A 22,743-nucleotide genomic window follows, 5' to 3' on the forward strand; every position below is an offset into this window, starting at 1 on the left:
CTCATCGATGTTGAGTGAAATCGCCCCGGCCAAGATCAATCTGGCGCTGCACGTCCGCGCGCGGCGCGCCGATGGCTATCACGATATCGAAAGCCTGTTCGCCTTTGCCGAGGATGGCGACGTCCTGCATGCCGAGCCTGCCGACGCGCTTTCGCTCATAATCGAAGGGCCGTTTGCCGAAGCGCTTGCGCACGAGGGCACCGACAATCTGGTACTGCGTGCAGCGCGTGCTCTGGCGCAGGCATTCGATGTTGACGCCGGCGCGCGGCTGACGCTCGACAAGCGCGTGCCCGTGGCGGCGGGGCTGGGCGGCGGCTCGGCCGATGCCGCGGCCGCGCTCCGGTTGCTCGCCCGTCTCTGGCGGATCGACGCCGGGGACCCATGTATCGGTGAGATCGCCGCCGGACTGGGGGCCGATGTGCCCGCCTGCCTGGCGAGCCAGACGTTGCGTGGCGAGGCGCGCGGCGATGTGCTGCTGGTGGCGGACGGCTCCGGGCTTTCGACCATGCCGCTGCTGCTCGCCAACCCGCGAATTCCGCTGGCAACGGGCCCGGTGTTCAAGGGCTGGGACGGCGTGGATCGCGGCGCGCTGGCGCCGGGCGATCCGCTCGATGCCGCGCGCGCCGGGCGCAATGATCTCGAGCCGCCCGCGATCGCGCTCGTGCCTGAAATCGGTGCACTGGTCGCGATGCTGGCCGCGCAGCCGGGTGCCGTGCTCGCACGGATGTCGGGCTCTGGCGCCAGCTGCTTCGCGCTGTTTGATAGGCCTGCCGCGCGATCCGCCGCCGCCACTGCGCTACGCGCACGCTGGCCCGGTTACTGGTGTCTCGAAACCGTACTCAAATGATCCTTCAGTCCCGAATCGGGACCGGTTTTTCGGCAGCGCTGCTCCGGAAATCTGAGAATTTGGCGGCTGGCATGCGGCTTGCGTGGAATGGCGCGAACGGATCGGGCGCAGCGTGCCCCGTCCGCGGATGATCCATGCCTCGCGCGGCGTGCATCATTGGTCGGGGCGGTGGTCGAGGAGGCTGCCGCCCCGATGCCTTTCGGACAGGTGACAAATCGCGGAAGCACGGGCACTAAAGGCGCCATGTTCGATCTCGCACGCGATGGACCGGTCGCCCGACTCAGCCTCAACAGGCCCGAAGCCCACAACGCCATTCCCCATGCCGGATGGGCCGAACTCGAGGCGGTGCTCGACGGGCTCGCCGATGCGCCGCCGCGCGCGCTGATCGTCCATTCGCACGATCCCGGGCAGTTCTGCGCGGGCGCCGACCTGGGCGACCTCGCCAAACTCGCGAACGATGCCTTGGCGCGCCGCGAGATGCGCGTCACCATGCGCGCGGCGCTTGCCAGGCTGGCAAGCCTGCCGTTTCCAGTGATTGCCGCAATCGACGGCGCCTGTTTCGGTGCGGGTGTTGCGCTTGCGCTCGCCTGCGATATCCGCGTGGCGGGGCATGGTGCGCGCTTCTCGATCCCGCCCGCGCGGCTCGGCATCAGCTATCCGCACGAGGATATCGCGCGGCTGGTGGAACTGGTCGGCTGGGGCCAGGCGTCGCGCCTGTTGTTCACCGCTGCGCCTTTCAACTCGGAGCAGGCGCTGGCGATGGGGCTGATCGAGATCGCCGAGAGCACCGCCTGGAGCCCGGCCAACCAGCTTGCGACCGAGATTGCGAGCAACGCGCCCGGCAGCCTCGCGCTGTTGAAGCGATCGATTGCGCTTGCTGCCACGGGCGTCCTTACGAGCGACGCGATGGATGACGCTTTCGAGATGAGCTTTCAGAGCGACGAATTTGCACAACGGCTCGCTGCGATGCGCACACGCTCCAAGACACCGGGCAATGGCCGATGATGCCGCACAAGGTTGACGGGCAGCGCGATTCGGGGCTGCTCATCATCGTCGACCATGCCTCCAATGCCGTGCCCGAGGATATCGACCTCGGCGTTCCGGCCCCGCTGATGGCCGAGCATATGGCGATCGACATCGGGACATGGGATCTCTGCCACGCGCTGTCGCAGCGGCTTTCGGCGCCTGCGCTGCTGGCAACGGTTTCGCGGCTGGTGATCGACCTCAATCGCGAGGAAGACGCGCATACGATCATACCGCTGCACAGTGACGGACATGAGATCCCGGGCAATGCTTCGCTCAGCGATGCCGAGCGGGTGGCGCGGATCGATCGCTTCTGGCATCCATATCATGATGCCGTGGCCGACCACATTGCGGAGCTCCGGCCCGCAATGCTCGTTTCGTTGCACAGTTTCACGCCAATGCTCAGAAGCGATCCGCATCAGCAGCGGCCGTGGCAGATCGGGATTCTCTACAATGACGATGATCGCGCCGCGCGGCTCGCGATCCCGGCTTTCGAGGCCGCGGGCGTCGCGACGGGGGACAATCTTCCCTATTCGGGCAAGGTGCTCAACGCGACGATGAATCGGCACGGCGAGGCCAATGGCATTGCCTATCTGGGGATCGAGGTGCGTCAGGATCTGATTTCAGATCCAGCGGGCGTCGAACGCTGGGCCGACATAATCGCGCCGATTATCGCGGAAACGCGCAACGGGGTTGCGCGAGAGGCGGCTTTCGGGACATAGGCGTGCGCTCAAAGGAGCCCCCATGACGCACAGTTTCGACAAGTCCCGCCTTCCCAGCCGCCATGTTTCGGTCGGCCCCGAGCGTGCCCCGCACCGCAGCTATTATTACGCGATGGGGCTTACCGAGGAGGAAATCGCGCGGCCTTTCGTGGGAATCGCGTCGGCGGGCAACGACAGCGCGCCGTGCAATACGACGCTCGATCACCAGGCGGATTTCTGCCGCCAGGGTGTGAACGAGGAGGGCGGCATGCCGCGCCGTTTCAACACGATCACCGTCACCGATGGTATCGCGATGGGCCATCAGGGCATGAAGAGCTCGCTCGCGAGCCGCGAGGTGATCGCGGATTCGGTCGAGCTGTCGGTGCGCGGGCACTGCTATGACGCGCTCGTCACCTTTGCGGGCTGCGACAAGTCGCTGCCGGGCATGATGATGGCGATGCTGCGCCTGAACGTGCCGTCGATCTTCGTCTATGGCGGCTCGATCCTTCCCGGTCGTTATCAGGACCGTGACGTCACCGTCGTCGACGTGTTCGAGGTGGTCGGCAAATATGCCGCCGGTGCCTGTCCGCTCAAGGACGTGATCGCGCTCGAAAAGGTCGCATGCCCCGGGCACGGCGCGTGCGGCGGCCAGTATACCGCCAACACCATGGCCTGCGTCGGCGAGGCGATCGGATTGTCCTTGCCCAACAGCAACATGGCGCCCGCGCCTTACAAGAGCCGTGAGGAGGTCGCGGTCGCGGCCGGCAGGCAGGTGATGGAGCTGCTGGCGAAGAATATCCGTCCGCGCGACATCTGCACGCGCGAGGCGTTCGAGAATGCGGCGCGGATCGTCGCGGCGACGGGCGGCTCGACCAATGGCGCGCTGCATCTGCCCGCGATGGCCAACGAATGCGGGATCGAGTTCGACCTGTTCGACGTCGCCGAGATCTTCAAGACCACGCCCTATATCGCAGACCTCAAGCCCGGCGGGAAATATGTCGCCAAGGACATGTACGACGCGGGTGGCATCTACATGCTGATGAAGACGCTGCTCGACAACGGCCTGCTCCACGGCAATCCGATGACGGTGACGGGCAAGACGATCGCCGAAAACATCGAAGAGGTGACGTGGAACCCCGACCAGAAGGTGATCTACGACGTGAAGGCGCCGATCACACCGACGGGCGGCGTCGTCGGCCTGAAAGGCACGCTTGCCCCAAATGGCGCGATCGTGAAGGTCGCAGGCATGCATCGCCTGCAGTTCGAGGGGCCGGCGCATGTTTTCGAGTGCGAGGAGGATGCCTTCGAGGCGGTCGAGCATCGCAGGATCCAGGAGGGTGAGGTCGTCATCATTCGCAATGAAGGGCCCAAGGGCGGCCCCGGCATGCGCGAAATGCTCTCGACCACCGCCGCGCTCTACGGCCTTGGCATGGGCGAGAAGGTGGCGCTGATTACCGACGGGCGCTTCTCGGGCGCGACGCGCGGCTTCTGCATCGGCCATGTCGGCCCCGAGGCGGCCGAAGGCGGACCGATCGCGCTGGTCGAAAATGGCGACATCATCGCGATCGACGCCGAAGCGGGCACGATCGACCTCAAGGTCGACGAAGCGGTGCTCGCCGAGCGCCGCAAGGCGTGGACCCCGCGCACGAACGATTACCAGTCGGGCGCATTGTGGCGCTATGCGCAGAATGTCGGTCCTGCCTATAAGGGGGCGGTGACGCACCCCGGGGCAAAGGCCGAAACGCATGTCTATGCGGACATCTAGAGCAGCCGCACCCATGATGTTGCTCGCCGCGTGCGGCGGGCAAGGGGGTGGGGAGGATGCCTCCACCGCGACCGCCGAGCGGATCGAATGCGCAGCGGCGGGCCAAAGCGCGTTGCGCCGCGACTGCACCGTCGAGCGCGGCAAGGACGGTGCGGGCGCACTGATCCTTACCGTCAGCCATCCCGATGGCCATTTCCGGCGGCTGCGCGTCGTTGATGACGGACGCGGCGTGGTCGCAGCCGATGGCGCGGAGGAGGCGCAGGTCGTGGTGCTGGGCGAGGGCGGAATCGAGGTCACACTGGCGGGTGAGCGCTATCGCCTGCCCGCGACGATCAAGGGCCAATGACCGGACCGCGTCCGATCCTGACTGCCGTGCAGATGCGGGCGGCTGAGGAGGACGCGATCGCTGCGGGGACGAGCGTCGACGAATTGATGGATCGTGCGGGGCGTGCGGTGGCCGAGGCGGCGTGGCGTTTCGGCGGTACGCGGCCCGTGCTGGTGCTGTGCGGACCGGGCAATAATGGCGGCGATGGCTATGTTGCGGCGTGCTATCTGAAGGCGCGCGGCGCAAAGGTGCGCGTGGCGGCAACGGGCGAGCCGAAAAGCGCGGCCGCGATCAACGCACGCAAGGGCTGGGACGGCCCCGTCGAGACGCTGGGCGAGGCGCAGCCCGCGCCGGTTCTGGTCGATGCGCTCTTCGGCACGGGGCTGACACGGCCGCTCGATGTCACGATCACGGCGCCGCTCGAACGCCTTGTCGCCGCCGCGCATTTTGCGATCGCGGTCGATGTGCCGAGCGGGCTCGCGACCGATGAGGGTGCGTTGCTGGCGTCGGTTCCGTATTTCCACCTGACCGTCGCGCTCGGTGCGATGAAGCCCGCGCACCGGCTGCAGCCGGCAGCGAGCCATTGCGGAACGGTGATTGTCGGCGACATCGGGATCGCGTTCGCGTCGAAATGCCGCGAGCTGTCGCAGCCGGCATTGCGCGCGCCAGGCGTCGGGGATCACAAATATACGCGCGGGCTTGTCGCGGTGATTGCGGGCGCGATGGCGGGTGCAGCGCGATTGTCCGCCACCGCGGCGGCGCACGCGGGTGCAGGCTATGTCCGGCTCTATGGCGGGTCAGGCGGGCCCGACGCGCTTGTGCATCTGCCCGCCGACGAACTCGATGCGGCGCTTGAGGATGCGCGGATCGGCGCGGTGCTGATCGGGCCGGGGCTTGGGCGCGATGCCGTAGCGAAACGGCGGCTCGATGCGGCTCTGGCCAGCGGCAGGCCATTGGTGCTCGATGCCGATGCGTTGCATCTGCTCGGCAAGCTCGGCCTGAAGCGGCTCTCGCGCCTCGAAACGCCTGCGATCCTGACCCCGCATGGCGGAGAATTTTCTGTGCTTTTCGGCGAGGGCGCGGGGAGCAAGATCGACCGCGCCGTCGCGGCGGCGCGCGATGCGAATGCCATCATCGTGCACAAGGGCGCGGACACGGTGATCGCGTCTCCTGACGGTATGGCAACCATTGCACCGCCCGCATCGACCTGGCTTTCGACCGCGGGGACGGGCGATGTGCTTGCCGGGATCATCGCGGCAATGCGCGCGCGTGGCATCAGTGCAGCCGATGCGGCGGCGGCTGGCGTCTGGCTTCACAGCGAGGCGGCACGGCGCGCGGGCTCCGCTTTTATTGCCGATGAGCTTGCAACGCATCTGCCGGGCGCTATTGCAGCCTGCCTGTAGTGAACGATCACGTTATTGCCCCGCTCATCCTGAGTAGGGACTGAGCCCGGCGAAGGCCCGTATCGAAGGATCGTCTGCTCCGTATGTCCTTCGATACGCCATTTCGACTTCGCTCAATGGCTACTCAGGATGAGCGGATTGATTGAAAGCGAGCTATTTAGACGGTGACGACCGACACTTCCGAAATCCTCCGCATCGCCGCGCGCGGCGACGGTGTAACTGCTGACGGGCGCTATTTCGCGCTGACCGCGCCCGGCGACCGCGTGGCCGCCGATGGCGCGATCATCCCCGGCCCGCACCACGCGCCGCCCGCCTGCCCGCATTTTCCGGAATGTGGTGGCTGTCAGCTCCAGCAACTGGATGAAGCGAGCTTCGCGCAGTTTGTCACCGAGCGCGTGACCAATGCGCTTTCGGGGCAGCAGCTCGCGCTGCCCGAGGTTATGCCCGCGCATATCTCGCCGTCCAACAGCCGGCGCCGCGCCAGCCTGCGCGCAGAGCGCCGCGGCAGGAAGGTGCTGATCGGATTCAATGCGGGCAAGAGCCATCGCATCGTCGACATGACGGAATGCGCGATCCTGCACCCCGCGCTGTTCGCGCTGATCGCGCCGCTGCGTGCGCTGCTCGGCCCGATGCTGCGCGAGAAGCGCGCGGCGGGCGTGAGGATGACGCTGACCGATCAGGGCGTCGACCTGCTGCTCGACGGGATCGAGGCCGAGGGGCTTGCCGCGGCCGAAGGATTGTCGCGTTTCGCCGAGGATAATGCGCTGGCCCGGCTGTCACTCGACGATGGCCTCGGTCCCCAGACGCGCTGGGAGCCCGAGCCGGTGACGGTGACGCTGGGCGGCGTTGCGGTGGGCGTGCCGCACGATGCCTTTCTTCAGGCGACGCAGGATGGCGAGGCCGCGCTGATCGCCGCGGTGCGCGATGCGATCGGTGACGCGCCGACCGCCGCCGATCTGTTTTCGGGGCTTGGCACCTTCGCGCTTTCGGTTGTCGAGGGGCGCAAGGTCTATGCCGCCGAAGCTGCGCGCGACTCGGCCTTTGCGCTGAAGGGCGCTGCGGGACGCGTGCAGGCACCGGTGTTCGTCGAGCATCGCGACCTTTATCGCCGTCCGCTCACCACCGCCGAACTCGATCGCTTCGGCGCGGTCATCCTCGACCCGCCGCGCGCGGGTGCCGAGGAGCAGATCAGGGCGCTCGCAAGCTCGAAGACGCCGCGGATCGCCTATGTCTCGTGCAACCCGGCCACCTTCGCGCGCGACGCCAAGACGTTGATCGAGGGCGGCTACCGGATGGACTGGGTAAAGCCCGTCGGCCAGTTCCGCTGGTCAACCCATGTGGAACTGGCCGCGGCTTTCGCGCGATAGGTCAGAATATGGCCATCGCGGCGTGGAGCGTGAGCGCAACCACGCACAGCGTCGACAGCACGAAGATCGAAAAGCGGACCATGATGTTGTTGACGGTTACCTGCACAAGGCTGTGGATAACCCTGAGGACAACAAAGGCCCAGGCGATCGTCGCGTTGAGACCGTCGCCCTGACCGATCATCGCGAGCGTCAACGCGATCGCGTAGAAAATCGTCGGCTGTTCCATCAGGTGATTATAGTTGTCGGCCTTCCATCGCACATTGGCTGGGAGACCCGACATCAGCTCGCCGGGCGGGATCGTCGGATCGAGCACGAGCTTCGCCTTCTGCATCGCAGGGATGCGCGTGGCGTACATCCACACCCACATGACGAGCGACCAGGCGACAAGTGCCACCACCGGGCCAAGTATCTGACTATGATGCATGACCTTTTCTCCTCAAAGCGTTGCGCGCAGCGCGTTGACTGCCAGCGCCAGCAGCGTGAGTGATGACAGCGCGAAGGTCGGGAAACGGAAGGCGATCCGGTTGACGGTCGCCTGGACGAGGCTGTGCAGGATCCGCAGGCCGACATAGGCCCAGGCCAGCGCGACGTTGAGCGGCGTCGACGCACCCGCGATCGCGAGGATGGCGACGGTCGCGTAGAAGATCGTCGGCTGCTCCACCAGATGCGTGTAATTGTGCGACTTCCAGTTGACCCTGGCCGGCAGCACGCCTTCAAGGTCGGCGCCGCGGCCTCCAACGGCCTTGCTCATGTCGATGCCGACGCTCTTGAGCGCGGGCAGTCGCGTCGCGCCGACCCAGAACAGCATGACGATCGTCCACAGCACCAGCACTGCCGCCGGCGTCAGAATTCCGTTGCCCATGAAGAAAAACCCCCTCCTTCCGTGTCTTGGAAGGAGAGGGTGGTTCAGATTGTTTCAGTGGTCAAACGAAACTTAAAGCCGCTTGATCGACACCACGGTGCCGGGCTTGCGCGCCGGAGCTTCGCTTTCGTCCTCGAGATAGAGGCTCGCCATCGGCTCGTCTTCCACGATCGACACTTCGGTTTCGCCGAAACCGTTGAAGCCGGTGCGCATCGCGCAGCCATAGGCGCCGAGCATGCCGATCTCGATATAGTCGCCGGCCTGCGTGTCGGCGGGCAGCATGAACGGACCCGCCATGTGATCGAGATCGTCACAGGTGGGGCCGTAGAAGCTGAACGGCATGTCGCGCGTCTCGCTCTCATCCTCGCGGATAAGGTTGACGGGGAAACGCCAGCCGACATGCGCCGCATCGAACAGCGCACCATAGGCGCCGTCATTGATGTAGAGCTCGTCGCCGCGGCGCCGCTCGACGCGGACCAGAAGGCTCGCATACTCGGCGCACAGCGCGCGGCCCGGCTCGCACCAGAGCTCGGCCGAATAGCTGATTGGCAGGCTCTCGAATGCGTCGTGGATCGCGCTGAAATAGGCTTCGAGCGCGGGCGGTTCCATCCCCGGATAGATCGAGGGGAAACCGCCGCCGACATCGACGAGGTCGACGGTGATCGCCGCCTGGACGATTGCCTGACGCACACGCTCCATCGCCTCGACATAGGCCTGCGGCGTCATCGCCTGCGAACCCACGTGGAAGCAGATGCCGAGCGTGTCCGCCGCCTGACGCGCCGCGAACAGGAGTTGCGAGACTTCGGTCGGTTCTGCGCCGAACTTGGCGGCGAGGCTGAGCTTCGAATGATCCGACGAAACGCGCAGCCGTACCGCGAGCGTGAGATCGCTGGCGTGTCGCGTCGCGCGCTGGATCTTTTCCAGCTCTTCCATCGTGTCGAGCGAGAAAGTCTTCACGCCGTGCGTGAAATAGGCCTCCGCGATCGCCTCCTCGGCCTTGACCGGGTGCATGAAGCACAGCTCGGCGTCGGGAAGAGTCCGCGCGACCAGACGCACCTCGGCAATCGACGCCACGTCATAATGCGTGATGCCGTTGTCCCAGAGGATCTGGAGCAGGTCGGGCGACGGGTTCGCCTTCACGGCATAGAGCGACCGTCCCGGAAACTTCTCGACAAAGAAGCGGGCGGCACGCTGTGCGGCGTGCGGACGAAGGAGCGTGACCGGCTGAACCGGACGAAGGGCGGTAGCTAGCCCCAGCGCGCTATGATGCTTGTGCAACTCAAGGGACCTCCAGTGGGTAGTTTCCAACGAAGCTGCCTTGCGGTGGAAGTCCCATGGGGCAGCGGGAAGCGCGATATAGGTCCGGGGGGGCAGGGTGTAAAGTGCGCTTTTGGGTACGCAGATTCGTGTTGCGTCAATATGACAGCCGCGATCGGCGTCCGGCGGCGGTTCAGGACAGACGGCCGCGGAAATCCTCGTATCCGAACTGCCTGATTACCCTCAACGAATCATCGTCGCTGTTCCACAGCGCGATCGCGGGCAGGGGCACGCCATTGAAGGTATTGGTCTTTACCATCGAATAATGGCCCTGATCGAGAAAGGCGATTCGCGTTCCCGCAGGAGGTGATTCGGCAAAGGTGTAGTCGCCGATCACATCGCCCGCGAGGCAGGACGGTCCGCCCAGCCGCATAGTCACGCCCTCGGCCGCCTCGTGCAGCATCGCGGGGCGATAGGGCGCCTCGATCACGTCGGGCATGTGGCAGGTGGCCGAAATGTCGGTGATGCCGATCGGCAGCGCATTCTCGAAAGTATCGAGGATCTCGCCGACAAGGATACCCGCATCGAGCGCCACCGCCTCGCCGGGTTCGAGATAGATGGTGAGCCCGGTACGCTCGCGAACGTCCTTCAGGAAAGCCACCAGCTCATCGCGCTGATAGTCGGCGCGCGTGATATGGTGACCGCCACCAAAATTGAGCCATTTCAGCTGTCTGAAGTATGGCGCTATTTTCGGTTCGAGCGATTCCCAAGTGCGGCGGAGCGGTTCGAAATCCTGTTCGCACAAAGTGTGGAAATGGAGGCCGTCAATCCCCTCCATATGTTCGGGGAGAAGCTGCGAGACGGGGAAGCCAAGGCGCGATCCCGGCTGGGCGGGATCATATTTGGGGACCTCGCCCTCGCTATGCTCGGGATTGAGGCGCAACCCGAGGTCGAACTGCTCGCCGGCCGCGCGGGCGGCCGCGATCTCACCCGCGAAGCGGCGATGCTGCGCGGGCGTGTTGAAGACGACAGTGTCCGAAAGCCGGAAGATCTCGGGCAGGTCGCCGGCCTTGTAGGCGGCCGAATAGGTTTCGACGATGCCGTGATAATGGTCGCGGCCGAGCTTGGCTTCCCACAGGCCCGAGGCGCAGGCGCCGTCGAGATATTCGCCGACGACATCGCCGAGCGACCACATCGAAAAGGCCTTGAGCGCAAGCAGGACCTTCACGCCCGCGCGATCGCGGACGTCCTTGAGAACACCGAGGTTGCGCCGAACCGCTGCCTCGTCGACGACAAAGCAGGGGCTCGGCACGCGGCCAAGGTCGAAATGCGCGAAAGCGCCCGGATCGCCGGCTCTGGTTTCCATGCTCGTCCCGCCGATCAGAACGCCAGCGGGGCGTCGAGTTCCTTCACCTGCCAGGGCAGGCCGTGCTTATTGAGCATGTCCATGAAGGGATCGGGATCGAACTGTTCCATGTTGAACACGCCTTCGCCCTTCCACTTGCCCTGCAGCATCAGTGCGGCGCCGATCATGGCCGGTACACCAGTCGTGTAGCTCACTGCCTGGTTGCCCGTCTCGGCATAGGCGTCCTCATGATCACAGATATTGTAGACGTAGAAGGTCTTCTGCTTCCCGTCCTTCTCGCCCGTGGCGATCGTGCCGATATTGGTCTTGCCGTGCGTCGTCGGGCCCAGCGAGGCGGGTTCGGGAAGAACCGCCTTGAGGAACTGGAGCGGGATGATCTCCTTGCCCTCGTAGATCACGGGGTCGATTCGCGTCATGCCGACATTCTGCAGCACCTCGAGGTGCTTGAGATAGGCGTCGCCGAAGGTCATCCAGAAGCGGATGCGCTTGATCTCGGGATAGTGCTTCGCGAGCGATTCCAGTTCCTCATGATACATGAGGTACATGTTCTTCGGGCCGACCTGCTCGAAATCGAAGCTCTGCTTGTGGCTGAGCGCGGGCCCTTCGACCCACTCGCCATTCGCCCAGTGCCGCGAGGGAGCGGTCACTTCGCGGATGTTGATCTCGGGATTGAAGTTGGTCGCGAAGTGCTGGCCGTGATCGCCGCCATTGCAGTCGAGGATATCGAGCGTGTCGATCCGGTCGAGCAGGTGCTTCTTCGTATGGCTGGTGAAGACCGAGGTCACGCCCGGGTCGAAGCCCGAGCCGAGCAGCGCCATCAGGCCGGCCTGCTTGAAGCGGTCCTGATAGGCCCATTGCCACGAATATTCGAACTTCGCCTCGTCGCGTGGCTCGTAGTTCGCGGTGTCGAGATAGTTGACGCCAGCGGCGAGGCACGCGTCCATGATCGCGAGGTCCTGATAGGGGAGCGCGAGATTGACGACGAGGTCGGGCTTCACCTGCTTCAGCAGCGCCGTCGTGGCCGCGACATCATCGGCGTCGACCTCGGCGGTGTCGATCGTCACGCCCGTGCGCTGCTTCACCGATTCGGCAACCGCGTCGCACTTGAACTTGCGGCGGCTCGCGAGCGTGATGTGCGAGAAAATGTCGGTGTTCATCGCCATCTTGTGGACTGCGACCGACCCGACGCCGCCCGCGCCGATGACAAGGACCTTGCTCAATTCTGTCTCCATTTGCCGGAAAATTTGGGGGCTATATAGGGACGTACCATGACAGGGCAAAGTCCACACAGAAAACCGTCACGCCAGGGCGTGCTCGCGGCCGCCGCAAAGGTTGCGGAGATCGTTCCCGAAACCCCGCTGCTGCCGCTGGAAATCGCGGGCCGCACCGTCTGGTGCAAGGCCGAATGCCTGCAGCCGATCGGCGCATTCAAGCTGCGCGGCGCATGGCATCGCCTGACCGACATCGACGCGGACGACTGGGGGGCGGGCGTTGTCGCTTTTTCCTCGGGCAATCATGCGCAGGGCGTCGCCTGGGCGGCACGCCGGCTCGGCATCGAGGCCACGATCGTGATGCCGTCTGACGCGCCTGCCAAGAAACTGGCCGCGACCAGGGCGCTAGGTGCATCGGTGGTGCTCTATGATCGCATGACCGGGAGCCGCGAGGAGATTGCGGGCGCGCTCGCCGCCGAGCGTGGCGCGGTGCTGGTGCCGAGCTTCGACGACCCCTGGGTAATCGAGGGGCAGGGCAGCGTCGGCATCGAGATCGCCGCGCAGATGGAGGCGCTGACAGGCGCGGCGCCCGACCGCATCGTCATTCCCTGTGGCGGCGGCGGCTTGTCCGCCGGCATCGCGCTGGCTTGTCCCGAGGCCGATATCCGCATCGCCGAGCCCGAGGGCTGGGATGATATGGCGCGCTCGCTGGAGGCGGGCGAGATCGTGCCCGTAGCACCCAATCCGCCCTTTACGTCATGCGATGCGCTCCAGACGCTGCGCGTCTCGCCGCTGACCTTCGGGCCGCTTGCGGCGGCGGGCGCGAAGGGTGTCGCCGTCACGGAGGCAGAGATTGCCGAGGCCATGCGCGTCGCTTTCGGGCAGCTTCGGCTCGTCGTCGAACCCGGGGGCGCGGTGGCGCTCGCCGCGGTGCTCGCGGGCAAGGTGCCGATCGCCGAGCACACGGTGGTCGTGCTTTCGGGGGGCAATGTCGATCCGGCCGCCTTTGCGCGCGTACTGGAGGGCACCCGCTGATGGAGTCGGTTCTTGCAGCAATCGCTGGATTCGCGATTTCCGCAGGCCCCGGGCTGCTCATGCTCGCTGCGTTCGCGCTTGCCTTTGCGGGCGTGCAGATGATCCGCAAGGGGCAGAACCGGCAAAAGGGCGTTCTCATGATCGTCTGCGCCGCGGTGTTTGTGGCCAATGTCATGATCTGGACGCTCTGACATGGCGCGCGTCTTCGATTTCGATTCCGCGATTGTGCGCGTTCCTGCGCCGAGTGTGGTCAATGGCCTCAGCGCATCGGGCGGCGAGGCGCCGTCCTATCAGGGCGTGCTGGCCGAGCACCGCGCCTATGTCACCGCGCTCGAGGCTGCGGGCGTGGTGGTGGACATATTGCCTGCGCTCGACGCCTATCCGGATGCGATCTTCGTCGAGGATCCCGCCTTTGTGCTCCCGGAAGGCGCGATCCTGCTGCGCCCGGGGGCGCCCACGCGAATCGGTGAGGTCGCAGAAATCGAGCCCGCGCTGAAACGTCATTTTGATCAGGTGCTTACTTTGCCCAATGGCTTTGCCGATGGCGGAGATATCCTGATCACCCCCACCGAGATCCTGATCGGCCTGTCCGCGCGGACCGACATTGCCGGTGCCGAGGCCTTTGTCGCCCAGGTCGAAAGACTCGGCCGTCGCGCGCGCATCGTCGAGACGCCAGCCGGTACGCTTCACTTCAAGACCGCGTCGTCGCTGCTCAGCGAGGACTGCGTGGTCGCGACACCGGCACTGGCCGCGACGGGCGTGTTCGCGGGGCTGGACGTGCTGGTGACGCCCGAGGGTGAGGAGGCCGGTGCAAATCTTTTGCGTGTCAACGATACGGTGCTGGTGGGGGCGGCCTATCCGCGCATGGCGGACCTGATAGCCGCGCGCGGACTGGACATCGTTGCACTGGATGTATCGGAGATTGCGAAGATCGACGCGGGGTTGTCGTGCATGTCTCTCCGATGGGTACGGAGCACACGCGCGTAAAGAGAACAGAACAACGGGCCCTTAATTCGGAGCGCCTACAATTCAGCTTTTTCGTGGCGAAGATAGGTTGTCGGCGATGGCGATGGACGAGGTATTGGCGTGGGAATCGGAAAAGCGCTTTCGAAACGCGGTGCCGGATTTTTTTGAATTCGACCTGCAGATCGACACCAACGCGTACGACCGCGAAGGCTATTCGAAGCGCTCTATAGCATGGGTGTCGCGATCACCTGCGGAGCGACTTTCTTGTTGCGGTAACCCTCAGTGTAAAGGCACGCAACTAGACTTACTGGAACTGATCCGCATTGCGCGCAGTTTGCCGCGACTGCGTTGCCTGTCCAGATCCTACCTGCCCCTATTCAAGCGGGGTGAGTTCGTTGAAGAGGTTTTGCTGGACGAGCACGTTGCCTGCCGCGGCACTGTGCTGGGCCCCTCCGGATGGGATGACAGGCAATGCTGCAAAAATGTATTTCACATCACCGGCCGAGTGAGATTCGCGAACGGCCTTAAGGTGACATAGCTGCCAGCAGAAGGCGGACATCACTCGATACCCGCCTTCGCTGAATTCACCGGATCGGGCAGTTCGGATCCAGGCGGAAGTCGAGATAATTGTCGACCGAGCGCATGAGGTCGTCGAGTTCGTGCTCGAAGAAATGGTTGGCGCGCGGAATCTCGTCGTGGTGGATCGTGATGTGCTTCTGCGTGCGCAGCTTGTCGACCAGCTTCTGCACCGCGCTCGGCGTCACGACCTCGTCGCCTGTGCCCTGGACGATGATGCCCGAAGCCGGGCAGGGGGCGAGGAAGGTGAAATCATACATGTTCGCGGGCGGCGCGACCGAGATGAAGCCGCGAATCTCCGGGCGGCGCATCAGCAGTTGCATGCCGATCCAAGCCCCGAAGCTGAAGCCCGCGATCCAGGTGGTCTGCGCTTCGGGGTGGAAGCTCTGGACCCAGTCGAGCGCGGCGGCGGCGTCGGAGAGCTCGCCAATGCCGTTGTCGAAGGTGCCCTGGCTCTTGCCGACGCCACGGAAATTGAAGCGCAGCGTCGCGAAACCGCGGCGCTGGAAGGTCTTGTAGAGCGCCTGGGTGATCCGGTCGTTCATCGTGCCACCGCCTTGCGGGTGCGGATGCAGGATCATGGCGACGGGCGCGCGCGGACGCGGCGGGGGGCTGAAACGGCCTTCGAGACGGCCTTCTGGGCCGGGAATAATGACTTCGGGCATAGCACCTACGGGCGAAAAGATGATTTGGGCGCAGCTTGAGGCTGTGCACGGACGTGCAAGCCTATATAGAAATGCCTCAGGGTTTCGCAATTAAAACGGGTAGTCTGTTGTCCGACCGTCTCTATCTGGACCACGCGGCGACGACGCCGGTGCTGCCGCAGGCAAGACAGGCGGTTGCCGAAGGGCTCGCGCGCTGGGCCAATCCATCCTCACCCCATGCCGAGGGACGCGCGGCGCGCGCCGCGCTCGAGGACGCGCGCGAGCGGATCAGGAAGGCGCTGGGCTGGGAGCATGAACTGATTTTCACCAGCGGCGCGACCGAGGCGATCCGCATTGCGCTCGGCCGCGCCAATGCCGATGCGCAGATCGTCTCGGCGGTTGAGCATGACGCCGTCCACCGCGCCGCGCCCAAGGCCTTTTTCCTGCCCGTGCAGGGCGATGGCACGGTGTCGCGCGATGCGCTCACCGGACGCCTTGGGGCACTGGCGGCGGCTCGCCCGATCGTCGCAATCCAGTCGGTCAACAACGAAACGGGCGTCATCCAGCCACTCGACGAACTTGTGCCCATCGTCCAGCGCGCGGGCGGGATCGCCTTTGCCGACTGTTCGCAATCGGCGGGCAAGATGGCGCTGCCCGACGCCGATCTGATTGCGGTCTCGGCGCACAAGCTGGGCGGTCCGCCGGGGATCGGTGCGCTGCTGGTGCGCGACCTGCGCGATATCGAGCCCGATGGCGGGCAGGAAAAGGGCTATCGCGGCGGGACGGAGAATCTGCCTGCGATCCTTGGCTTTGCCGCGGCACTCGAGGCGTCCAATGCCTGGGTACGGCGCGCCGAGGACCTGCGTGCGCATCTCGACGGCGCGCTCGAGGCGTCGGGTGCGATCATCGCCGCGCGCAAGACGCCGCGGCTCGCGACGATCGCCACCTATCGCATGCCCGGCATGGCCTCGGCCGCGCAGCTCATCCAGTTCGACATGGCGGGCATCGCGGTTTCGGCGGGATCGGCGTGCTCTTCGGGAACGCTCAAGACCAGCCATGTGCTCGCCGCAATGGGCTGGGACGAGAAGGAGGCGGGGGAGATCGTGCGCGTCAGCTTCGGTCCCGACACGAGCCGCGCCGACGTCTATCGCTTCGTCGAGCAGTGGCAGCGCCTCGCGCGCGAGGCGAAGGCACGCGCGGCATGAGCAAGCCCGTCATCTATCTCGATTATCAGGCGACCACCCCGCTCGCCCCGGAAGCGCGCGCGGCGATGCTGCCCTGGCTCGACGACAAATTCGCCAATCCGCATTCGCCGCACAAGCCGGGACGCGAAGCCGCAGCCGTGGTCGAGGCTGCGCGCGACTCGATATCGCGCGCGCTGGGCGGTGCGGGCGGACGGCTGCTCTTTACGGGCGGCGCGACCGAGGCGGCCAACATGGCGATCCAGGGCGCTGCGCTGAAGGCAGGCCCCAGGCGCCGCAAGATCGTGACCATCGCGACCGAGCATGCCTGCGTTCGCGACACAGCCCTGTGGCTCGGGGCGCATGGTCATGAATGCGTGCTTTTGCCGGTTCATGCCGACGGGCTGGTCGATCTCGACGCCGCGGCCGAGGCGATCGACGATGAGACTGCGCTCGTCGCGGCGATGCTGGTCAACAACGAGATCGGCGTGATCCAGCCGATCGCCGCATTGTCGGCGCTGGCGCGTGCCAAAGGCGCGCTGTTCTTCTGCGACGCGGTACAGGGATTTGGCCGGGTATCGCTGCCGATCGATGCGTGCGACATGGTCGCGCTCTCGGGCCACAAGATTCACGGCCCCAAAGGCGTCGGCGCGCTCTGGCTGCGCGATGGCGTCGCGATCGAGCCGATCATTCATGGAGGCGGTCAGGAAGGCGGAATACGTTCGGGCACGCTTTCGCCCGCGCTCTGTGCGGGGTTTGGCGCCGCCGCCGACCTGCTGGGCGCGCGCGCCTCGGAGGATGTACTGCACGTTGCTGAACTCGCGACGCTGGCGATGCAGCGACTCGGATTGTGGGTAATCAATGGTTCTGTTACAGAACGTTATCGTGGAAACCTCAATATCAGGATGAATGGCATCGACGCCGCGCGGATGATCTCGGAGGTGCGGCAGGTCGCGTTTTCGGCGGGCTCGGCATGCGCCAGCGGATCGGGCCGGCCGAGCCATGTCCTGTCCGCGCTCGGACTGACGGAGGCCGAGGCGCGTTCGAGCATCCGCCTCGGCTTCGGGCGCTATACGACGCTCGACGAGCTGGACGGCGCGCTCACGCTGATCCTCGAGGCCGCCGAGCGACAGGGAGCCATAGCGGCGTGACGCGCGTCCGCTTCATCAGCGCGGACGGCCAGACCGTCCGCGAAGTCATCGGCGCGCCGGGCGACAATCTGCTGACGCTTGCGCAGAATGACGGCCAGCCGCTCGAGGGGACGTGTGAGGGGCAGATGGCGTGCTCGACCTGCCATGTGATCGTCGATGCCGATGATTTCGCCAGGCTCCCGCCGGCCTCCGAAATGGAGGAGGACATGCTCGATCTTGCCGCTGGCGCGACGCGCAACAGCCGGCTTTCCTGCCAGATCTGGCTCGATGAGACCCTCGAAAGCCTCTCGGTCCGCGTGCCCGGCGAAGTTCGCAACATGCAGGGGCGTTGATTCCTTCGGCGACATCGCCCATATGGCGCCCGGGAGTCGGGCGGGCGCAGCACTCGCCAACCCGGTCAGGTCCGGAAGGAAGCAGCCGTAACGAATTCGTTGCGGGTCGTCCCGGCTCCCACCCATGCACAGGAAATCGACCGGATCGAATGGCATAGAAGGCTTCGACAAGCGGAGCCTGAACGCCTAGTTTGCCCCCATGTCCGATTCACCCCAGCCTTACCGCGTCCTCGCGCGCAAATACCGGCCGCAGAACTTTTCCGAGCTGATCGGACAGGATGCGATGGTCACCACGCTCGGCAACGCGATCAGGCGGGACCGGCTGGCGCATGCGTTCCTGCTGACGGGCGTGCGCGGCGTCGGCAAGACCTCGACCGCGCGGCTGATCGCCAAGGCACTCAACTGCATCGGCCCCGACGGACAGGGCGGGCCGACGATCGCGCCCTGCGGCGTCTGCGAGCCGTGCGTTGCGATCGCCGAAGGACGCCATATCGACGTCGTCGAGATGGACGCCGCATCGCATACGGGCGTTGATGACGTCCGCGAGATCATCGAGGCGGTGCGCTATGCGGCGGTCTCGGCGCGCTATAAGGTCTACATCATCGACGAAGTCCACATGCTGTCGAAGAACGCGTTCAACGCGCTCTTGAAGACGCTCGAGGAACCACCAGCGCATGTGAAGTTCCTGTTCGCCACGACCGAGGTGAACAAGGTGCCCGTGACGGTGCTCTCGCGCTGCCAGCGCTTCGACCTGCGTCGCATCCCCGCCGAAAAGCTCGCCGCGCATTTCGGCAATGTCGCAAAAGCCGAAGGCGTCGAGGCCGAGCCCGAGGCGCTGGCGCTGATCGCGCGCGCGGCCGAAGGATCTGCACGCGACGGCCTCTCGATCCTCGACCAGGCGATTGCGCATGCCGACATTGAAGGCAGTCATGGCGTCAATGCCGCGCAGGTGCGTGAGATGCTTGGCCTTTCCGATCGCGGCGCGATCAGGCGATTGTTCGGCGAGCTTTTGACCGGCGATGCGCAGAAGGTGCTCGGCGGTTTGCGCGACCAGCATGATCTGGGCGTCGATCCGGTCGCGATCCTGCGCGCGCTGCTCGAAACCGTCCACGGCGTCACGCTCGCCAAGGTCGGCAGTGGCGACGATCCTGCGCTTTCCAACGAGGAGCGCGAAGCGCTGGCCGAATGGGCGGGGCGGCTTTCGTTCGCGGCGCTCCACCGGCTCTGGCAATTGCTGCTCAAGGGGCATGACGAGGTCGTCCGCGCCTCGATGCCGATCGAGGCGGCGGAAATGGCGCTGCTGCGCGTCATCCATGCCGCGCAGCTTCCCGATCCCGGCGAGTTGATGAAGAAGCTGGCGAACGGGGAGGGCGTTGCCGTGCCCCAGTCGTCTGCGCCCGCCAGGGCACCAGCGCATGAAACCGTCCAGCAGCGTTTTCCCGACAGCTTCCCCGCGATGATCGATCTGCTTGCGAATGGCGGTCGCGCGCATATGGCGCAGCAACTCCATGACTATGTCGGGCTGATCCGCTATGCGCCGCCCGCACTCGACATTCGTCCGGCCAAGCCGATGGCGAGCGAGTTCAACCGCGATCTTGCGACCGCGCTCAAGGCGCTAACCGGCGAGACCTGGGAAATCGGCTCGCCCGACGGCCCCGCAGAGCCTACATTGCTCGAACAGGATCAGGCCCGCGAAATGGCGGCGCGCGACGCGATCCTGGCAACGCCGATCGTCAAAGCCGCTTTCGATGCCTTTCCAGAGGCCGAGCTGCTGGAATACAAGGCCGCCGCGCGCGGCTGAATCGCTCGGCCAGATTTTCAATATAAGGTTACAACGCAATGAAAAATCTCGATGAAATCCTGAACATGGCCAAGAATGTCCAGGAAGAGCTGGAAAAGGCACAGGCCAATCTTGATACGATCGAGGTCGAGGGCGTCTCGGGCGGTGGTCTTGTGAAGGTCAAGGCGAGCGCCAAGGGCCGCATCATCGGCGTGTCGATCGACGACAGCCTGCTCAACGTCTCGGAAAAGCAGATGCTCGAGGATCTTGTCGCGGCGGCATTCAACGATGCGCGCGCCAAGGCGGATGCCGCGTCGAGCGCGGAAATGAGCAAGATGACCAGCGGCCTGCCGCTCCCCCCGGGCTTCAAGCTGCCTTTCTGAGGCGGAACGACACGCGACCTTCCCGCGTTGGCTGATGAGTTAATCAGGAAGGGTCGCACCATGACTGAAGAACGTATGACCGAACGGACGGATACCCCGCCGGCACCACCACAATCATCGAACGCCGCGGGAGCGGCGGGCTGGTGATTGGACTCATCGTGCTGCTCGGCGCGATTCTGGCGTTCTTCCTGTTCAGCATGAACAAGGAGGAAAGCCGTCAGACCGACGCGGTCTCGCAGGCCGCGCAGAGTGTTGGCGAGGGCGCGAAGAAGGTTGGCGACGCCGCCGATCGTGCTGCCGACAAATATACGGGCGAGAAAAACTAGGCGGGTTCCGGTCCGGGCCAGCCCGCCTCAGCGCAGGCAGCTGTCCAGTCCGTCGCGGCGGACGACGCCTACCCAGCGTGCCAGACGATTGCCGTGCCGCCGTGTGAAGCCGCTGGGTGAGATCGCCGCGCGTTTCTTGGGCAGCGGCAGTACCGCTGCGATGCGCGCCGCCTCGACGGGCGTCAGCCGGCTCGCATCGTGCCCGAAATAGCGCTGCGCCCCGGCATTGGCGCCATAGGTGCCGATGCCGGTCTCGGCGATGTTCAGATACACCTCCATGATCCGCGGCTTGCCCCAGATCAGTTCGATGAGGACGGTGAAATACGCTTCGAGGCCCTTTCGGAAGAAACCGCCGCCCTGCCACAGAAACGCGTTCTTGGCGGTCTGCTGGCTGATCGTCGAACCGCCGCGGATGCGGCCGCCCCTGGCGTTGCGCTTCATGGCGTCCTCGATCGCCTCCGCGTCGAAGCCGTGGTGCGAGCAGAACTTGCCGTCCTCACCCGCGATCGCGGCGCGCGCCATATTGGGATCCATGCGCGACAGGCTCATCCAGTCCTTGGTCAGCCCCCGACCCGCAAACACATCGCCCAGCATCGTCGCGGTGATCGGCGGAGGAACGAATCGGTAGAGAGCGACCCAGGCGATCGAGACGCCAAGGAAGATCAGGATCGCACGAACGATCCACCAGCTGATTCGGGCGGGGAGGGACTGTCTTTTCACCTTGGCCATGCGTCGCCGTTAGCAAAGCAAACCGGGCTTCGTCATCCCATCGATGAAGCGGTGATCTCCAATGGCGAATGCGTCCGCGCAAGGTCTTGCGCAGCGACGGGAGCGGTGCGATAGGCGCCGGCCCGCCGCACCTGCGGTCATTCCCGCCTTCGGAGCTCATCAATGCAGACGCGCGCGGCTGGCGCCGCCCTGGGCCTTGATTTCGGGACGACCAACAGCGTCGTCGCGCTTGCCGACGGCACGGGGACATCCGAACTCGTTGCGTTCGAAGGCGCGCATGCGACGGGAGCGGTGTTTCGCTCGGCACTGTGCTTCTGGCATGACGAAGCCGTGCGCGGCGGGCTGGCGCATGAGGCCGGGCCCTGGGCGATCGCCGAATATCTCGAATATCCGCAGGACAGTCGCTTCATCCAGTCGTTCAAGTCGGTGGCGGCGAGCGCGATTTTCGAGCACGCCACGGTGTTCGAAAAGCGCTTCCGCTTCGAGGAGCTAGGCCGGTTCTTTCTGGGAAAACTGGTCGAGCATGCGGGCGGTGCGCTCGATACGCGGCCGCGGCGTGTGATCATCGGCCGCCCCGTGGACTATGCGGGCGCGCGCGTCGATCCCGCGCTCGCGCGTCAGCGCTACGATCGCATGTTCCAGGATTTCGGAACCGAGATCCACTATGTGTACGAGCCGCTGGGCGCCGCATTCAGCTATGCCTCGCGCCTGAGCGAGCCAGCCACGATCCTCGTCGCCGATTTCGGTGGCGGCACCAGCGACTTTTCGGTGGTGAAGGTCGCCGCGCCGGGAGCCGCGCGGCGCTGCATTCCGCTAGGTTCGGTGGGTATCGGTATCGCGGGCGATCGCTTCGATTATCAGATCGTCGACCGGCTCGTGCTGCCGATGCTGGGCAAGGGCGGCCTCTATCGTTCGTTCGACAAGATCCTTGAGATACCGCGCAGCCATTTCGCCGATTTCGCGGACTGGTCCCGCCTCGCGCTGATGCGCAATCGGCGCACGATGGACGAACTCGCACGTCTGCAGCGCAGTGCGCTGGACCCGCAAGCGATCGGGCGGATGATCGCGATCATCGACAATGAACTCGGCTATCCGCTCTATGATGCGGTGGGGCGGCTCAAGCGTGCGCTGTCCACCGAAGAGCACGCGCCATTCCATTTTTCCGGTGCCGGCATCGAGATTGCGGCCGACGTTTCACGCGCCGAATTCGAAAGCTGGATCGCCGCGGACGTCGCGCGGATTTCCGCCAAAGTGGACGAGGCGCTGGACAAAGCGGGTGTCGGGCCGGATGCGATCGACCGCGTCTTCCTGACCGGGGGCTCGTCGCTGATCCCCGCGATCCGGCGCATCTTCAGCGAACGCTTCGGCGACGCGCGGATCGCAACGGGCGGGGAACTCACCTCGATCGCGCATGGACTGGCGTTGATCGGCGAAGAAGACAATGTCACCGAATGGGCGACCTAATGGGACATGCCCAAAAAAGTTGAGCCCCTCGTGAGAGGGGCTCAAGCTG

At 65.2% G+C, this 22,743-nt stretch carries 25 protein-coding genes and 1 other RNA gene; 19 read left to right on the forward strand and 7 right to left on the reverse strand.

All coding sequences use genetic code 11. The annotated features are described in order from the left end of the window. The first annotated feature begins 7 nt into the window (after window positions 1-7). The 7 genes from MKI88_RS08785 (at window position 8) to MKI88_RS08815 (ending at window position 7,431) form a co-directional block, all read left to right on the forward strand. A complete protein-coding gene (locus MKI88_RS08785) occupies window positions 8-847 on the forward strand; it encodes a 4-(cytidine 5'-diphospho)-2-C-methyl-D-erythritol kinase (protein WP_241630910.1) in 840 nt (279 codons plus the stop codon). Window positions 848-1,090: 243 nt separating this feature from the next. Next, the gene (locus MKI88_RS08790; RefSeq protein ID WP_241630912.1) at window positions 1,091-1,852 is read left to right on the forward strand and encodes an enoyl-CoA hydratase/isomerase family protein; all 762 of its coding nucleotides are present in this window, start codon (window positions 1,091-1,093) and stop codon (window positions 1,850-1,852) included. After that, on the forward strand, window positions 1,849-2,592 hold the full coding sequence (locus MKI88_RS08795) for an N-formylglutamate amidohydrolase (protein WP_241630914.1): 744 nt from the start codon (window positions 1,849-1,851) through the stop codon (window positions 2,590-2,592). Before MKI88_RS08790 ends, MKI88_RS08795 begins: the two co-directional genes overlap by 4 nt. A 22-nt stretch (window positions 2,593-2,614) precedes the next feature. Further along, window positions 2,615-4,336, forward strand: coding sequence for a dihydroxy-acid dehydratase (ilvD, locus tag MKI88_RS08800; RefSeq protein WP_241630916.1), 1,722 nt, complete (start codon window positions 2,615-2,617; stop codon window positions 4,334-4,336). A gap of 13 nt (window positions 4,337-4,349) precedes the next feature. Continuing rightward, entirely contained in the window at window positions 4,350-4,682 is a 333-nt protein-coding gene (locus tag MKI88_RS08805) for a hypothetical protein (protein ID WP_241630918.1), read from the forward strand. Then, window positions 4,679-6,064 (forward strand): NAD(P)H-hydrate dehydratase, encoded by a 1,386-nt coding sequence (locus MKI88_RS08810; protein WP_241630920.1) that lies wholly within the window; start codon window positions 4,679-4,681, stop codon window positions 6,062-6,064. Before MKI88_RS08805 ends, MKI88_RS08810 begins: the two co-directional genes overlap by 4 nt. 164 nt (window positions 6,065-6,228) lie before the next feature. Continuing rightward, the gene (locus MKI88_RS08815; protein ID WP_241630922.1) at window positions 6,229-7,431 is read left to right on the forward strand and encodes a class I SAM-dependent RNA methyltransferase; all 1,203 of its coding nucleotides are present in this window, start codon (window positions 6,229-6,231) and stop codon (window positions 7,429-7,431) included. Between the two features lies 1 nt (window position 7,432). On the opposite strand, the gene MKI88_RS08820 is transcribed toward MKI88_RS08815, so the two are convergent. From MKI88_RS08820 to MKI88_RS08840, 5 genes are all read right to left on the reverse strand, one after another. Next, entirely contained in the window at window positions 7,433-7,855 is a 423-nt protein-coding gene (locus MKI88_RS08820) for an MAPEG family protein (RefSeq protein ID WP_241630924.1), read from the reverse strand. 12 nt (window positions 7,856-7,867) lie between these two features. Further along, window positions 7,868-8,293, reverse strand: coding sequence for an MAPEG family protein (locus MKI88_RS08825; RefSeq protein ID WP_241630926.1), 426 nt, complete (start codon window positions 8,291-8,293; stop codon window positions 7,868-7,870). Between the two features lie 72 nt (window positions 8,294-8,365). After that, window positions 8,366-9,571 carry a type III PLP-dependent enzyme gene (locus tag MKI88_RS08830; protein WP_241630928.1) on the reverse strand — a complete coding sequence of 402 codons (1,206 nt, stop codon included), beginning with the start codon at window positions 9,569-9,571 and terminating at the stop codon, window positions 8,366-8,368. 172 nt (window positions 9,572-9,743) lie between these two features. Next, entirely contained in the window at window positions 9,744-10,916 is a 1,173-nt protein-coding gene (locus MKI88_RS08835) for a carboxynorspermidine decarboxylase (RefSeq protein ID WP_241630931.1), read from the reverse strand. A gap of 14 nt (window positions 10,917-10,930) precedes the next feature. After that, window positions 10,931-12,136, reverse strand: coding sequence for a saccharopine dehydrogenase family protein (locus MKI88_RS08840; RefSeq protein ID WP_241630932.1), 1,206 nt, complete (start codon window positions 12,134-12,136; stop codon window positions 10,931-10,933). Between the two features lie 48 nt (window positions 12,137-12,184). Here MKI88_RS08840 and MKI88_RS08845 point away from each other — a divergent pair, with 48 nt between their 5' ends. The 4 genes from MKI88_RS08845 to MKI88_RS08860 all read left to right on the forward strand — a co-directional run bounded on the left by MKI88_RS08845 (window position 12,185) and on the right by MKI88_RS08860 (window position 14,666). Beyond that, complete coding sequence (locus MKI88_RS08845; protein ID WP_241630934.1) at window positions 12,185-13,162, forward strand: threonine/serine dehydratase; 978 nt, start codon at window positions 12,185-12,187, stop codon at window positions 13,160-13,162. Further along, the gene (locus MKI88_RS08850; protein ID WP_241630936.1) at window positions 13,162-13,353 is read left to right on the forward strand and encodes a hypothetical protein; all 192 of its coding nucleotides are present in this window, start codon (window positions 13,162-13,164) and stop codon (window positions 13,351-13,353) included. Before MKI88_RS08845 ends, MKI88_RS08850 begins: the two co-directional genes overlap by 1 nt. A gap of 1 nt (window position 13,354) precedes the next feature. Then, complete coding sequence (locus tag MKI88_RS08855) at window positions 13,355-14,149, forward strand: dimethylarginine dimethylaminohydrolase family protein (RefSeq protein ID WP_241630938.1); 795 nt, start codon at window positions 13,355-13,357, stop codon at window positions 14,147-14,149. A 76-nt stretch (window positions 14,150-14,225) separates the two neighbouring features. Further along, window positions 14,226-14,666 carry a hypothetical protein gene (locus tag MKI88_RS08860; RefSeq protein WP_241630940.1) on the forward strand — a complete coding sequence of 147 codons (441 nt, stop codon included), beginning with the start codon at window positions 14,226-14,228 and terminating at the stop codon, window positions 14,664-14,666. A 46-nt stretch (window positions 14,667-14,712) separates the two neighbouring features. On the opposite strand, the gene MKI88_RS08865 is transcribed toward MKI88_RS08860, so the two are convergent. Further along, a complete protein-coding gene (locus tag MKI88_RS08865) occupies window positions 14,713-15,369 on the reverse strand; it encodes an alpha/beta hydrolase (RefSeq protein WP_241630942.1) in 657 nt (218 codons plus the stop codon). A gap of 104 nt (window positions 15,370-15,473) precedes the next feature. Between MKI88_RS08865 and MKI88_RS08870 the strand changes: the two genes are divergently transcribed. The 7 genes from MKI88_RS08870 to MKI88_RS08900 all read left to right on the forward strand — a co-directional run bounded on the left by MKI88_RS08870 (window position 15,474) and on the right by MKI88_RS08900 (window position 20,501). Further along, window positions 15,474-16,553 (forward strand): cysteine desulfurase family protein, encoded by a 1,080-nt coding sequence (locus MKI88_RS08870; protein WP_241631036.1) that lies wholly within the window; start codon window positions 15,474-15,476, stop codon window positions 16,551-16,553. Next, window positions 16,550-17,680 (forward strand): cysteine desulfurase family protein, encoded by a 1,131-nt coding sequence (locus MKI88_RS08875; protein ID WP_241630944.1) that lies wholly within the window; start codon window positions 16,550-16,552, stop codon window positions 17,678-17,680. The genes MKI88_RS08870 and MKI88_RS08875 overlap by 4 nt, the downstream gene beginning before the upstream one ends. Beyond that, window positions 17,677-18,012, forward strand: a complete 336-nt coding sequence (locus MKI88_RS08880; protein WP_241630946.1) for a 2Fe-2S iron-sulfur cluster-binding protein — start codon at window positions 17,677-17,679, stop codon at window positions 18,010-18,012. The genes MKI88_RS08875 and MKI88_RS08880 overlap by 4 nt, the downstream gene beginning before the upstream one ends. 28 nt (window positions 18,013-18,040) lie before the next feature. Continuing rightward, window positions 18,041-18,138: signal recognition particle sRNA small type (gene ffs, locus MKI88_RS08885), an RNA gene on the forward strand. A 73-nt stretch (window positions 18,139-18,211) separates the two neighbouring features. Beyond that, on the forward strand, window positions 18,212-19,813 hold the full coding sequence (locus tag MKI88_RS08890; protein WP_241630948.1) for a DNA polymerase III subunit gamma/tau: 1,602 nt from the start codon (window positions 18,212-18,214) through the stop codon (window positions 19,811-19,813). Window positions 19,814-19,851: 38 nt separating this feature from the next. Next, the gene (locus MKI88_RS08895) at window positions 19,852-20,175 is read left to right on the forward strand and encodes a YbaB/EbfC family nucleoid-associated protein (RefSeq protein WP_241630950.1); all 324 of its coding nucleotides are present in this window, start codon (window positions 19,852-19,854) and stop codon (window positions 20,173-20,175) included. A gap of 143 nt (window positions 20,176-20,318) precedes the next feature. Beyond that, window positions 20,319-20,501 (forward strand): hypothetical protein, encoded by a 183-nt coding sequence (locus MKI88_RS08900; protein WP_348636249.1) that lies wholly within the window; start codon window positions 20,319-20,321, stop codon window positions 20,499-20,501. A 27-nt stretch (window positions 20,502-20,528) separates the two neighbouring features. Here MKI88_RS08900 and mtgA read toward each other — a convergent pair whose 3' ends face one another. Next, window positions 20,529-21,230, reverse strand: a complete 702-nt coding sequence (mtgA, locus tag MKI88_RS08905; RefSeq protein ID WP_241630952.1) for a monofunctional biosynthetic peptidoglycan transglycosylase — start codon at window positions 21,228-21,230, stop codon at window positions 20,529-20,531. A 162-nt stretch (window positions 21,231-21,392) separates the two neighbouring features. Between mtgA and MKI88_RS08910 the strand changes: the two genes are divergently transcribed. Further along, window positions 21,393-22,694: an Hsp70 family protein gene (locus MKI88_RS08910; protein ID WP_241630954.1), complete on the forward strand. Its 1,302-nt coding sequence runs from the start codon at window positions 21,393-21,395 to the stop codon at window positions 22,692-22,694. Window positions 22,695-22,743 lie beyond the last annotated feature (49 nt).

It is taken from the genome of Sphingomonas sp. LaA6.9 (assembly GCF_022601895.1).
Lineage (GTDB): Bacteria > Pseudomonadota > Alphaproteobacteria > Sphingomonadales > Sphingomonadaceae > Sphingobium_A.